Origin of the sequence: Pseudomonas fluorescens Q2-87 (assembly GCF_000281895.1) — a bacterium.
Taxonomy (GTDB): domain Bacteria; phylum Pseudomonadota; class Gammaproteobacteria; order Pseudomonadales; family Pseudomonadaceae; genus Aquipseudomonas; species Aquipseudomonas fluorescens_S.
In genome coordinates, this window is the sequence record NZ_CM001558.1 from 3,223,707 (window position 1) to 3,236,624 (window position 12,918).

Consider the following 12,918-nt stretch of genomic DNA (forward strand, 5'->3'; position numbering starts at 1 on the left):
TTCTGGAGGCTGAACATGCTTCGCCAACTCCACTCCTTGCCCGGCCTGGTCGCCGCCCTGCTGGTGATGTTGTTAGCCATCAGCGGCGCAGTACTGTCTGTCGATCCGGCCCTGGAACGCTTGAACGCAACCGCCACTTCGACCGGGCAAGTCACTGTCGCCCAATTGGCCGGGCGTGTTGCGAGCCATTTTCCAGGCGTGGAGCAGATCCAGCGCACAGCGTCAGGGACCGTTGTCGTCTACTTCAATCAGGACGGCCAGGCTGGGGCCGAAAAGGTCGATCCACTGACGGGTGAAAGTCTGGCGCCCTACGTGCCCTCGGCCCTTTTTCGCTGGATAAAAGATCTGCACCGCGCGCTGTTGCTGGGCACACCGGGCCACGGGATCTCGGGCATCGGCGCGCTGTTCATGCTGATATTGTCAGGGTCTGGAGCGCTGTTGCTGGTGCGGCGAGTGGGCGGTTGGCGCAATCTGCTGCGGCCATTGCGCGGCAACTTCAGCCAGCGCTGGCACGCTGAAGTGGGTCGCCTGGCCTTGCTGGGGCTCATGTTGTCAGCCCTGAGCGGGCTCTACCTGTGTGCCACGACCTTCGAATTTATCGCCGATGGCAGTCAGCTCGAACCTACGTTTCCCGATCACATCAGCGCTGGCCCGGCGTCGCCGGTGTCGAGCCTGCGAGCGTTGCAAAACACTGATCTGAATAACCTGCGCGAGCTCGTCTACCCCAGCCCCGATAACCCTCAGGACGTGTTTTCCCTGCGCACGGCCCAGGGCGACGGCTACGTGGATCCGGTCAGCGGCACCCTGCTGTCCTATCAAGCCCACGACTCGATGCAAAACCTTTACGAATTGATCTACCGGTTGCACACCGGTGAAGGGCTCTGGTGGTTGGGCCTATTGCTGGGCCTCTGTGCCCTCTGCGTGCCGTTGATGAGCATCACCGGCATCCTGATGTGGCGCCGTCGCCAACAGGCCGGTCCGAACATCCGTCATAACAGTCCGGCGCAATCGGCCGACACCGTGATATTGGTGGGCACCGAGACCAACGGCACTTGGGGCTTCGCCAACGCCTTGCATGATGTTCTGCACCAAGTCGGCCACCGCGTGCATAGCGCGATGATGAATCAATACGCCAACGACTACCCCAACGCTCAACGCCTATTCATCCTCACGGCGACCCACGGTGACGGCGATGCCCCAGCCTCGGCTTCACAGTTCCTGGCACGGCTGGCCGAAGCCCGCTTGAAGCCCGGCCTGCCGTTTGCCGTGCTGGGCTTTGGCGACCGTCAGTTTCCACACTTCTGTGGCTTTGCCCATCACGTGCACGCAGCCCTGTTGCAGGCCGGGGGTTCGCCGTTGATGGGGCTGGGGACGATCAATCGCCAGTCTTCTCAGGCATTTACACACTGGGGTCAGGCCTTGAGCGAGGTGTTGGGGCAAAACCTGGCGTTGACACACATCCCGCCGCACCCACACACCCAGCAATGGGTGCTGGCCGAACGCATTGCCTATGGCGAACAGATGGATGCCCCCACGCATGTATTGCGTTTCACCGCTTCGCAGAGGCTGCCGGATTTTGAAGCGGGCGACCTGGTTGGCATCCTGCCTCCGGGCGACCCCGTTCCGCGATTCTATTCCCTGGCCAGTCATTCGCGGGACGGCGTATTGGAGATTTGTGTACGCAAGCACAAGGGAGGCGTGTGTTCGGAGTTTCTCCACGGCTTGCGCATCGGTGCGCCGATCCAAGCCTTTATCCAGCCCAACCCGCAGTTTCGTCCGGTGTCCAGTGCTCACCCGGTGATCCTCATTGGCGCCGGGACCGGCATAGGTCCGTTGGCTGGTTTTATTCGCAACAACAAAGCCCATCACCCCATGCATTTGTATTGGGGCGGGCGTAATCCTGCCTCGGACTTTCTCTATGAGTCCGAGCTCAACCACTACTTGGCTGACCATCGGCTCACCGCATTGCATGCGGCCTTCTCCCGGGCCAAGGACCGCTCCTACGTGCAAGACCGGCTGATCAGCGATGCCCGGATCCTGCGCGGGTTGATCGCAAAAGGCGCCCAGGTGTTGGTATGCGGCGGCCGCGAAATGGGCAGAGGCGTGATGCTGGCCCTGGACGAAATACTGGCACCGCTCGAACTTGATGTGCTCACCCTCAAGGCACAAGGACGCTATCGTGAAGACGTGTACTGAATGGCAGCGATACAGCCTGAACGGCGAAACCATGGGCACTCGCTACACCGCCCTGTTCTACGCCGAAACCGGACTCGACACCGACCCAATCAGCCACAGCCTGGCGCGCGCAGTGGCCCGGGTGGACCAGCAGATGTCCATCTGGAAGCCCGGTTCCGACCTCAATCGCCTTAACGACGCGCCCTTGCAGGAATGGATATCCGTGCCTGAAGAGCTGGCCATGGTGCTCTCCACCGCGTTGCGGGTCGGTCAGCAATCGCGCGGCGCCTTCGACATCGCCGTGGGCGATCTGGTAGGCGCCTGGGGCTTCGGTCCCGGCGAACTGACCATCACGCAGCCGACACTCAGTGCATTGCCGCTGCGAACTCCGCTGCCGACCGACACAGCGCTGATAGTGGACTCACAACGTCGACAGGTTCGCAAACGGGCACCGCTGAACCTTGACCTGAACGGCATCGCCAAAGGCTTTGCTGTCGATGAACTGGCCCGCAGCCTGGAAAGTTTTGGGATCATGCGCTACCTCGTGGGCATTGACGGCGAAATGCGCGCCGGCCACGAAAAACCTGACGCCCGGCCTTGGACCGTGGCCATCGAGAAACCCTGTCGGGGTATACGCGAGGTCATGGGCGTGATGGAGCTCAGCGATACCGCCATCGCCACGTCCGGGGACTACCGGCATTGGGTCGATGTGCAGGGTCAGTCTTATGCCCACACCATGAACCCACGTACTGGCGCGCCCTTACGCAACTCGCTTGCAGCCGTCACCGTATTGGCCGCCTCTTGCATGCTTGCCGACGCCTGGGCGACGGCGCTCATGGTACTGGGGGAAACCGAAGGCACCCGTCTGGCGCAGGAACGCGGGATGGATGCCTTGTTCGTGGTGCGCAAAGGTGCGCGGCTCGAGGAAATCTCCATTGTTGGTGGAGAGATACCTGTAGCCCCCTTTTATGCGCCTGGCTGAACCTGCCCGCGATCGCGATTTACCCATCCGCCAGATCATCGACTCCTCATGCTTATCATCTAACCACCAACAAGCTGCCCGGCACCGAGTACAAGGCTCGCTCCGTCGTGCTACCCACCAAGCGCTCCAGGCCGGTGCGTTGCACTGTGCCCATCACCACGACGTCCACCTCGAACTCCTCCAGGAACTCCTGGATCACCGGCACTGGAAGACCGATCACGAAGTGTCGGCGCTCGGCCGGTACACCGCAACGTTCAGCAAGGTTGATGAATGACATGTGCAGCGATTCGCGCAACGCATTGGCAAAATCGTCATCCCAGGCGCCGGCCAACAATGACGTTTCGCCGTCGAACGCAGGCGACAGGTCGCAGGCATACAGCAAATGCAATGAAGCCTCGCATTGCGAAGCCAGTGCGCCGGCCGCATGGACGATGCGCTCGTTCAGCGCATTGGCCTCAGGGTCCGAAGGGTCCACTGCGGCCACAACCCGCCGCGGCAGACCATGCACTGCCTGGCTGACCAAATGCACCGGCACCGGACTGTCTCGTAACAAATGACAATCCAGGGGGGTTGCGAACACGCGCTTGAGCAAGGGTTCGAGGGTGACGTCCTTGATTAACAGGTCGGGCTGGAACTGTTCGATATAACGCAGGATGTCCAGCAACGGATGAGTGGTCCACACCACGTGCGTCGTCACGTCCAGCCCCTCCTCCTTGAGCATCGACGCTTCCTCCATCATCCAGCGACGGTAGCGGTGCAGATATTGCTCGACCGTCGCCTGGTCAATTTTCTCCCCCCAAAGATGGGTGCGTGGTGGCGGCTGGACGAAGGCGCATAGGTGCAGCGCAGCGCCGCTGGCCCTGGCCAGGGCGCAGGCCCGGCGCATGGCGGCAGAGGGATGCAGGTCGGGTTCGACGATCAACAGCAGACGTTGGTATTGCCGCATCGCACACCTCCAGGGGCTTGTTCGCCTCAGGTTCAAACCTTGCGGCGTGGTCTACAGCGTGCACCCATCCAAGCCTGGAGCGGTTTGATCTATATCAAGAGCAGGGCAATCGACGGATGGGTACTGGGGCACTGATCCAGATCAGAACCGAGCGCTGCCGAGAGGGTAAAACGGAACCCAATGCGCGGCTTCTCTGCGGCTTCGCACGTTTCCACTCGATGGAGGATCGCATCATGCTGACTGTCAAAGACCACAACGAACGCGCTGCTGCCCTGTACGCTCGCATCAGCGGCAAACATTGGATTCAGGCACTCAAGGACGGCAGGCATGTACTGATCCGACCGCTCAGGGAAGAAGACCGCCAGCGCGAATATGACTTCATCAAGGCCCTTTCGTCGGAGTCCCGCCACATGCGCTTTCTGGCGCAAATCAACGAACCAGGCACCGCCATGCTCGATCAGTTGATGGACATTGATTGCAAGACTCACATGGCCTATATCGCGCTGGTCCACGACAACGGCAAGTTGATCGAAATAGGCGTCAGCCGTTATTGCGCAACGGGCGAACACGAATGCGAGTGCGCGGTGACCGTCGCCGATCCATGGCAGCACTTGGGGCTGGGCACATTGCTGATGGAACACCTGATCGAGGCAGCGCGCAAGAATGGCTATCACCAGATGTATTCCGTCGACGCCGCCAACAATGCCCCGATGCGCGACCTGGCCCATAGCCTGGGATTCGAAACCCGCTCCGACCCCGACGATACCCGGCAGGTCATCCACCGGCTTTACCTGTAGCTCATACGCTGACGCGAGGCCTTGAGCGGCCTCGCGCAGCGTACCCCATCAGGCCTGCGGCTTGATCGCCCAGACGCTGCAGGGTGACCGTTGCAACAGCAGTTCGGCCGTCGTGCCCAGGCGCCGATCCAGGCCACGGTGCCCCGTGGTGCCCATGACAATGACATCGATCTGTTGATCGGCGGCAAACTTGCAGATGCTGTTCAGGGGCGCGCCTTCGATGAAATGGCGCTGCTGCGGCGCAACCCCGTGACGCTCGGCCAGGGACTCGAAGACTTCGTGCTGGGCCTGGCCCAACGCTTCGTAGAGCCCGGTGGCCAGGGGCAGCGCGCCGATGCCCATGTCCGAGGCATACACGGCCGTCCAGTCAAAGGCGTGCAGCAACTCGACCTGGGCGTTGCACTGCTCGGCCAGTTTCACGGCAGCGTCGACGATCTGGTCATTGAACACCAGGTCCTGCTCCTCGCTGCGCAGCACATCAACGGCCGCCAGGACACGCCGCAACCGGGGGTGGCGCGCATCGGTGACCAAGTGCACCGGCACCGGGCAGTCGCGCAGCAAGCGCCAGTCCAGCGGCGTGAAAAAGATTCGCTTCAACACCGGTTCCGGCTCGGCGTCCTTGATGATCAATGCCAAGGGCATCTCTTTGACGTAGTGCTGCAAGGCTTGGTAGGCGTCTTTGCTCCAGATAACCTCGCTCGTAACCTCAACACCATGCCGCCGCGCCAGCTCGGCCTGTTGCCACAGCCAATGCCGGTGCGTTTCTATATAGCCTTCTCGTGCCAGCTTAACTTGCTCGGGCGCGAAAAGGCCGGCCACCGAGAGCAGTTCCAAATAATCGATCGCGATGATGTGCAGGGGCAGGTTCAGCGCCAGGGCCAGTTCGGTGGCTCGATCGAACGCCGGAGTGCGGATCATCGCGTCGGGCGCTACCAGCAATAAACGTTGAGTCTGGGACATGAAACACCTCGGTACGTGGCGGCTGCCATCTGAAGGATTGAGGCCTCAGCATTGCACCCACGCCAGAGACGAGGCTTGATCTTCATCAAAATGAAATCATCGAGTTTCAAAGATTGGGGAACAGCACCCCGCCCCACATCGCTAGCGTCAAAAGCACTTGGCCGGGTACCACATACCCAGCGAAGCCTCGCCCACCACTGAGCCAAGCCACCACACATTTGCTCAGGGAATTGCTACTCAACGCCATCAAGACCGGTACGGTCACGCCGTCAAAAGGCAGCAAGCCGGCCTTTGCCAGTGAAGCAATGGAAGCCGTGGAGGCATGCGCATCGGCCAGCCCACTGAAGATGGCGGTAACGACCACACCGGCCTGCCCGAATGTATCAAGCATCGCCGACGACAGGACGGTGATACCGGTCATGGTCAGTGTGACCATCAAGGCCAACTTGAGACTGAACGCCCCGCCTAACTTGATCGGCTTGGCGGACGATTCCTTCGGTAGGGGAAACATCAGCAGGCCGGCGTAAATCAAAGTCATCAAACCGCCACACAGCAGCGGCCCCCACATCCAATGCAACAGCGCCGGTTCAACGGCACCGACAATGAGCGTCATTTGAGCCAGTGTCGCCAGGTTGGCCAGGACAGCCGCGGCGCTCAGGACCTTGAGGTTATCGGGCTGCTTTGCCGCTATGTCACCCATGGCAGCGACAGTCGCCGTCGCGGAGGCGAACCCCGAGGCAATCGCGCTGAGGGCGTAGCCGTAGCGGGCACCGAAGGTGCGAACCGCGACATGCCCCAGCGCCCCTACCGCCATCAGCATGACCGTCAGGGTGCAAATGGTGCGCAAGTTGATTGCATGGTACGGACCCAGGAAACGATCCGGCGCCAGGGGCAGCACCACCAAGGCCGCGATCAACAGCACCACGCCGTCACGCAGTTCGGCGGCGCTCAGTTGGCTGCGGGCAAAGCGGTGCAACGGTTGGCGGCTGGCAAGCAGCCCGACCATCACCACGCCAATCGCCGTGGCCAAGACCGGAGCGCTCACGCAGAGCGCGCCCAATCCCAACACCGCGAACAACGCCACTTCGCTGGTGATGCCAGGGTCTTTGTCGAGGTTCCTGCAGTATGCCGCCGTCACCAGCGCCCCCAGGGCCAGGGTCATGAACCCCAGTAACACCGGGCCGCCCGCCTGGACCGTGACGTAACCGAGCAGCGAAGTGATGGCAAAGGTACGCAGGCCCGCAGAGTCGCGCCGGTCCCCCTCACCCTTGCGCCGTTCACGCTCGAGTCCCACCAGCAGGCCGATCCCCAGCGCAGCGGCGGCATTGGCGAAGGCCAGGGTTTCAGTCATTGCAAAGGCTCCATGGCGAGGGCTCCGGTGGTCGCGGCAGCCAGAAAGAACACCCGGCCTGCTCTGCTCTCGCCCTGGAACGCTTGATCATGAGCAACCATAGCGCTATTGCCCCGCCGCTGCCGCCCCTGATGCCATGCTTTGGAGAGGAGTTTGACGCAGATCAAATGACCACGCTCGATGGCGATCATGATCAAGCCAGCCACCACGCCGAGCGAAGGGTCGCCCGGTGCAATCAGGTACTTGTCCGGGAGGTATGTCATGTCCACTCAACCACGCTTGATGCTCGTCGTGTCACCGCTGATGGAGCACAGCCCTGCCTTCGACCGGGCGGCCGCATTGGCCAGGGCCAAAGGCGCGGCGCTGCACATTGTCGCTTTCGACTACCTTGAAGGCCTGGCGACGGCCGGCCTGGTCAATGAACAGGCGCTGGAACAGATGCGCCTGGGCTACGTTGAACGCCACCGGCAGTGGCTGGAGGAACAGGCCAGGCCGCTGCGTAACCTTGGCCTTGAAGTCACGACAGAAGTGGCCTGGGTCGAGCGACCCTTGCAGGAGATCCTGACTCACCTCAAGGAGCAGCCGATGGATGCGCTGATCAAGTCAGTGGACCATGAGTCCTGGTTCTCGCGCATGATGTTCACGCCTTTGGATGTGCACCTGCTGCGCGATTGCGAAGCGCCCCTGCATTTTGTCAACAAGGTCACCCATGCGCGCCCGCGCAGGATTCTGGCGGCCATCGACCCCTTCCATCACGATGGACAGTACGAAGGCCTCAACGACCGGATCCTGAGCGAAGCCAACAAACTCGCGGCGACCTGCGACGCAACACTGGAAGTCATTTACGCCTATGACCTGTCCTCCATGACCGCCGCCGAATACGGCTTCGGCAATGGCTCGATGTTCTTCTCCTCGACCCTGGCCCGCCAACTCTACGAATCCCAGAGCGAAGCCTTCGACGCGCTGGCCGAACGCAACGGCATCGCCCCTGAACAGCGACGCATGATCATGGGCGACCCGGCCAAGGTGCTGGCTAGCTACGCGGCCACCCATGAAATCGATGTCATCGTCATGGGACGAGTGCACTACCGCGGCGTGCACAAGCTGATCGGCAGTACCGTGGAGGCGCTGTTGTATAAGATGCCGTGCAGCGTGTGGGTGATTGCGCCGCAGCAGTTTGACTGAGTCCAACCCAACAGACAGATCGTGCTTATTGCGGGAATCTGGGTGAACATCGACCATCGAATACCGGAGCACTCTGATGAATCTTGACTGGCTCAATTTTACGCCTTGGTCATCCCTTGCCGGCGGGATGTTGATCGGCTTGGCGGCCAGTCTGTTTGTCGTCGCCAATGGGCGGATTGCAGGCATCAGCGGGGTGATCGGCAGCTTCTTGCAGCGTGGCGGCGAAGGGCTGGGTGAGAAAGCCCTGTTTCTCTTGGGCCTGGTCGCCGCACCGCTGTTATGGGGCGTGTTTGCAGCATTGCCTCCACTCGAGTTCCAAACCGGCTGGTTCGGCCTCATTGTCGCGGGCCTGTTGGTCGGAGTAGGCACCCGCTACGGCTCGGGCTGCACCAGCGGCCATGGCGTATGCGGCCTGTCGCGTCTCTCGCCACGCTCGATGGCCGCCACGGCGTGTTTCATGCTCAGCGGTTTCGCTACAGTATTTGTCCTGCGACATGTGATGGGAGGTTGATCATGCGCAAATTGACGGCATTCATCGCTGGACTCCTCTTCGGCATCGGCCTGCTCCTGGCAGGCATGACCAACCCGAAAAAAGTGCTGGGTTTCCTGGATTTGGCCGGCACTTGGGACCCCTCCCTGGCGTTAGTGATGATCGGCGCGATTGGCACAGCCATCGCCCCCCTGGCCTGGGCGCGCCAGCGGACCCACTCGCTGCTGGGCAATCCGATGCAGTTGCCGGTCAAGCGCGAACTCGACCCTCGACTGATCGGAGGCAGCCTGCTGTTCGGCATCGGCTGGGGCATCGCCGGAATCTGTCCCGGACCCGCCGTCGCGATTTTGCTGACCGGGCATTGGCAAGCCGTCATGTTCATGCTGGCCATGCTGGTGGGCATGTTGTTGTTTACTGCGCTGGAAACCCGGCGTTGGGGTCCCTTCCCGCCTTAACCAGCGACTCGTTATGCCCAGTTACTCGAGGAGCCTGTCTGAGCAGCGTTCCGGGCCCGCAAACCGTTGTGATACGGGAAACTCGCTCAAAGGAGCCCTATTTCCAAGGTCGCGCAGAGCCCGCCCTCGGGGCGATTTTCCAAGCGTATGCGTCCTCCCAGACGATTCGCGATGGTCCGTACAATCGTCAGGCCAAGCCCTGCTCCCTGGTCATTGCCACGGCTGTAGAATCGCTCGAACAGCCGCTCACGCTCGGCCTCGTTGATACCCGGTCCCTGGTCCTCGACAGACAGCTCGTAGTGATCCTCCTTCTTGGCCAGCCGTACGGTGATCGTGCCGTTGGCCGGAGAAAAATTGGCTGCGTTGGTCACAAGATTATTCAGGGCGATGTCGATGGACACCGGGTCGATTCGAACCGGCTCAATCCCATCGCTAACGTCCAGGACCGGTTCCAGGCCCCGACTCAACAGCCAGGGGGTCAATTGCACCAGGCTGGCACGCACCGTGGCGGGTAGATCGATAAGCGCCGGCGCCGGCACAACAGCTGGCGGCTCCAGGCGTGCCATGGTCAGCAGCTGGTTGACCAGGCGCGTGGTGCGATCAACCCCGACCAGCAGGTGCTCCAAGGACTCGCGACGACTTTGCTCATTGCCCGCCTCCATCAGGTTCTGCGCATGTACCCTGAGCACCGCCAGGGGCGTGCGCATTTCATGGGCGGCGTCGGCGATGAAGCGTCGCTCACGCCCCATCACCTCCTGGATCTGCGCAAGCACACGGTTGAGCGCCGCCTGCATGGGTTCGAGTTCCGTGGGCAGCGGCATCATTTGCAAAGGTTCGAGGGAACCCGGGTGGCGGGCGCGCAACTTCGCGGCCATATCCACCAGGGGCTTGAGCCCCCAGCCGATAGCCAGCCAGATCACCGCGGCCAGGATCAAACTGCCGATCAGGTTGGGCACCACTGTGTGACGAACGATGCGATCAACCAGGTCCGCCCGTACGTCGTCGCGCTCTCCGACCCAGATTTTCAGGCCGTATTGCGCGTCGTCCAGGACGAACGCCCGCCATGTATGGTTCCTCTGGTCGACCACCTCACTGAAACCAGGGGCACTTGGAGGTGATTTGAAAGACGGGGCACTGGAGGTATGCACCAGCACCGCACCTTGGGCATTCCAGACCTGGAAAGCGATTTTGCTTTCATAGGGATGGCCATCGACCTTGGGCTCCGCCAGCCCCAGCGCCGCATTGAACGCCTGGTACAGCTCGGCGTGCTCCTTGCTGGCCATGGGCATGCGCATGACGCCTTGCAGCAGGCGGGCGTTCTGGGCCAGTTGGGCGTCGTAGACTTCGGCGATTTCATGGTTGCTGTCATGCAAATTGAAGACGGTGATGATCAGCAGGCCAAGGAACAAAAGGCCAAGGATCAACGTCAGCGTGCGGTGGCGGATCGAAGTCATCGTCGCTCCTCCACCAGATAACCCACACCGCGAATGGTGCGAATCAGATCGGTGGAAAATTTCTTGCGCAGGTGGTGGATATGCACTTCCAGCGTGTTGCTTTCAGCCTCCTCGCTCCAGCCGTAAAGCAACTGCATCAAATGATCGCGGGTCATGACCCGACCCGGCGGTGAAAGCAGTTCATGAAGCAACTGATATTCCTTGGGCGTCAATGCCACTGGCCTGCCCTGGTAGCTGACCTGCTGGGTGCCGGGGTTCAGGCTGATACCGGCATGTTCGATCAGCGCCTGGGCGCGGCCGGCGCTGCGCCGCAGCAACGCCCTGAGCCGGGCCTTGAGCTCCGCCAGGTCGAAGGGCTTGACCAGGTAATCGTCGGCCCCGGCATCCAACCCGGCGATGCGATCCTCGGTGGCATCACGGGCGGTGAGAATCAGCACGGGCAGGTTGGAGCCACTGTCGCGCAAGCGACGCAGCACTTGCAGGCCGTCCATCCGTGGAAGCCCAAGGTCGAGCACCGCCAAGTCGAAGGTTTCACTGAGCAACGAATGCAAGGCGCTGCTCCCGTCTTGCAGCCAGTCGACGGTATAGCCCTCGCGCACCAGCGCCTCCCGGATGCCTTCGCCCAGTGCCACGTCATCCTCGATCAGTAATAAACGCACGCATACTCCTGTCAGTCGAGTTTCTTGTCCACGTCGGCCAGCAGCGCCTGGATTTCCTTGCGCCTTCCCGCATCGGCGCTTTCGCGCCCTGGTCGCGGCGCTGCCAGCAAGGCCTTTTGCAGGGCCGCCCTGGCTTCAACATAATGCTTCTGACGGTAGAGGTGATCGCCCCAGAAGTACAGGCTATCGATGCCGTTGGGGTTGAGTTGCAACGCTTGCTTGAGCAACTGCTCGGCCTTGTCCGAGTCGCCAAACCCCAGGGGCCAGCCGGGCACCCGGTCATAAAGTGCGCCGAGACTGGTGTAGGCCGAACCTTGCAGTGCCTTGGGGTCGAGCGCCAGGGCTTTTTCCAGATCGGCCCTGGCGTCCTTGACCTTGCCCAGCGCACCGATCCCGCCTTGGGCGCCGGCCCAACCGCTGCTGACGATGCCGGACCAGATCCACGCCTCGGCCACCGACTGGCGTTCCTGCTTGAACTGCGATGCTTGCGCCGCCAGCTTCTCGAAGGCCTCGGCACGTTGCCCCTCGGGCAGCTCATATTGAATGTGCGCCCAGCGCTGCTGGATGTCGCCCAGGCGCTGCTGGTCGACGGCGTCCAGTGCCCAGACGCTTTGGCTCAAGGCCGCGACCAGTAGACAGGTAAAAATCTTTTTCATGGCTTGAGGTGCTCGTTCTCGGGTTTATGACTGAGGCGGCGGACCAGTGCCAATTGCTTGCGCAGGCCACGGTCCACCAGGTTGGGGAGCAGGCTGTTGAGGCCGACGAAAAAGCGTTCAGGCCAGCCCAGATAGAGCTCGCGGCGGTCGCCGATGATGGCGTGGATAACCGCCGATGCCACGGTTTGCGGGTCGTCCACATTGGCTTTCAGTGCCTCGTTGAGGGCATCGGCTGCCGGACTGTTCATCGATGTACGCGTGGCCCGTGGCGCCACGTACAGTACGCCGACGCGGGTATCGGCCAGCTCCCGGCGCAACGCTTCGGAAAACCCGCGCAAGGCAAACTTGCTGGCGCAGTAGCTGGCATAGCCGGGGTAGCCAATGGAGCCGTAGGTTGAACCCACGTTGACCACCATGGCGCTGTCGGCCGCCTTGAGCAGCGGCAGGAGCAGTTTGGTCAGGCAGATCGGCGCGCTGATGTTCAACGCCAGCATGGCGGTGATCTCGCTATCGTCCAATTGTTCGAGCATGGCGAAGTGGTTCACCCCGGCAGCATTGATCAGCAGGTTGATACCGCCCAGCGCTTCGGCGGCGACCAGGACCTTGCGCCGGTCGGCCAAGAAGGTCAGGTCGGCGCCGACCCAGCAAATGTGTTGCGGGTAGCGCTCGATCAACGGCTGTAACGCTTCGCGGTGCCTGGCGACGGCCAGTACCCGGGCGCCACTGGCGCAAAGCGCCTCGGCGATGGCCAGTCCGATCCCACCGCTGGCGCCGGTCAATACAACACGGGCATCGCACAGGCGCATGA

At 61.8% G+C, this 12,918-nt stretch carries 14 protein-coding genes; 6 read left to right on the top strand and 8 right to left on the bottom strand.

The features are described 5' to 3' along the window. The first annotated feature begins 15 nt into the window (after positions 1 to 15). Both PFLQ2_RS13485 and PFLQ2_RS13480 read left to right on the top strand, forming a co-directional pair. A complete protein-coding gene (locus PFLQ2_RS13485) occupies positions 16 to 2,196 on the top strand; it encodes a PepSY domain-containing protein (protein WP_003181973.1) in 2,181 nt (726 codons plus the stop codon). After that, a complete protein-coding gene (locus PFLQ2_RS13480) occupies positions 2,147 to 3,157 on the top strand; it encodes an FAD:protein FMN transferase (RefSeq protein WP_050551574.1) in 1,011 nt (336 codons plus the stop codon). Before PFLQ2_RS13485 ends, PFLQ2_RS13480 begins: the two co-directional genes overlap by 50 nt. 55 nt (positions 3,158 to 3,212) lie before the next feature. Here the strand turns inward: PFLQ2_RS13480 and PFLQ2_RS13475 are convergent, their stop codons facing one another. Then, positions 3,213 to 4,103, bottom strand: coding sequence for a universal stress protein (locus PFLQ2_RS13475; RefSeq protein ID WP_003181976.1), 891 nt, complete (start codon positions 4,101 to 4,103; stop codon positions 3,213 to 3,215). Positions 4,104 to 4,336: 233 nt separating this feature from the next. Here PFLQ2_RS13475 and PFLQ2_RS13470 point away from each other — a divergent pair, with 233 nt between their 5' ends. Continuing rightward, the gene (locus PFLQ2_RS13470) at positions 4,337 to 4,900 is read left to right on the top strand and encodes a GNAT family N-acetyltransferase (RefSeq protein WP_003181979.1); all 564 of its coding nucleotides are present in this window, start codon (positions 4,337 to 4,339) and stop codon (positions 4,898 to 4,900) included. 48 nt (positions 4,901 to 4,948) lie between these two features. Here the strand turns inward: PFLQ2_RS13470 and PFLQ2_RS13465 are convergent, their stop codons facing one another. The 3 genes from PFLQ2_RS13465 to PFLQ2_RS27795 form a co-directional block, all read right to left on the bottom strand. After that, a complete protein-coding gene (locus tag PFLQ2_RS13465) occupies positions 4,949 to 5,860 on the bottom strand; it encodes a universal stress protein (protein ID WP_003181981.1) in 912 nt (303 codons plus the stop codon). Between the two features lie 106 nt (positions 5,861 to 5,966). Beyond that, a complete protein-coding gene (locus tag PFLQ2_RS13460; protein ID WP_003181983.1) occupies positions 5,967 to 7,211 on the bottom strand; it encodes an MgtC/SapB family protein in 1,245 nt (414 codons plus the stop codon). Further along, positions 7,208 to 7,474 carry a hypothetical protein gene (locus PFLQ2_RS27795; RefSeq protein ID WP_033046039.1) on the bottom strand — a complete coding sequence of 89 codons (267 nt, stop codon included), beginning with the start codon at positions 7,472 to 7,474 and terminating at the stop codon, positions 7,208 to 7,210. Before PFLQ2_RS27795 ends, PFLQ2_RS13460 begins: the two co-directional genes overlap by 4 nt. Between PFLQ2_RS27795 and PFLQ2_RS13455 the strand changes: the two genes are divergently transcribed. The 3 genes from PFLQ2_RS13455 (at position 7,473) to PFLQ2_RS13445 (ending at position 9,341) form a co-directional block, all read left to right on the top strand. Further along, positions 7,473 to 8,396, top strand: coding sequence for a universal stress protein (locus PFLQ2_RS13455; protein WP_003181985.1), 924 nt, complete (start codon positions 7,473 to 7,475; stop codon positions 8,394 to 8,396). The two genes, PFLQ2_RS27795 and PFLQ2_RS13455, sit on opposite strands and share 2 nt — an antisense overlap. A 76-nt stretch (positions 8,397 to 8,472) precedes the next feature. Further along, on the top strand, positions 8,473 to 8,907 hold the full coding sequence (locus PFLQ2_RS13450) for a YeeE/YedE family protein (RefSeq protein ID WP_003181987.1): 435 nt from the start codon (positions 8,473 to 8,475) through the stop codon (positions 8,905 to 8,907). A gap of 2 nt (positions 8,908 to 8,909) precedes the next feature. Beyond that, positions 8,910 to 9,341 (top strand): DUF6691 family protein, encoded by a 432-nt coding sequence (locus PFLQ2_RS13445; protein WP_003181989.1) that lies wholly within the window; start codon positions 8,910 to 8,912, stop codon positions 9,339 to 9,341. A gap of 86 nt (positions 9,342 to 9,427) precedes the next feature. Here the strand turns inward: PFLQ2_RS13445 and PFLQ2_RS13440 are convergent, their stop codons facing one another. The 4 genes from PFLQ2_RS13440 to PFLQ2_RS13425 are packed head-to-tail and all read right to left on the bottom strand — an operon-like array spanning position 9,428 to position 12,916. Next, a complete protein-coding gene (locus PFLQ2_RS13440; protein ID WP_003181991.1) occupies positions 9,428 to 10,795 on the bottom strand; it encodes a sensor histidine kinase in 1,368 nt (455 codons plus the stop codon). After that, positions 10,792 to 11,454 carry a response regulator gene (locus PFLQ2_RS13435; RefSeq protein ID WP_003181993.1) on the bottom strand — a complete coding sequence of 221 codons (663 nt, stop codon included), beginning with the start codon at positions 11,452 to 11,454 and terminating at the stop codon, positions 10,792 to 10,794. Before PFLQ2_RS13435 ends, PFLQ2_RS13440 begins: the two co-directional genes overlap by 4 nt. An 11-nt stretch (positions 11,455 to 11,465) precedes the next feature. Continuing rightward, positions 11,466 to 12,110 (bottom strand): tetratricopeptide repeat protein, encoded by a 645-nt coding sequence (locus PFLQ2_RS13430; RefSeq protein WP_003181995.1) that lies wholly within the window; start codon positions 12,108 to 12,110, stop codon positions 11,466 to 11,468. Further along, on the bottom strand, positions 12,107 to 12,916 hold the full coding sequence (locus PFLQ2_RS13425) for an SDR family oxidoreductase (RefSeq protein WP_003181997.1): 810 nt from the start codon (positions 12,914 to 12,916) through the stop codon (positions 12,107 to 12,109). Before PFLQ2_RS13425 ends, PFLQ2_RS13430 begins: the two co-directional genes overlap by 4 nt. Between the last annotated feature and the right edge of the window lie 2 nt (positions 12,917 to 12,918).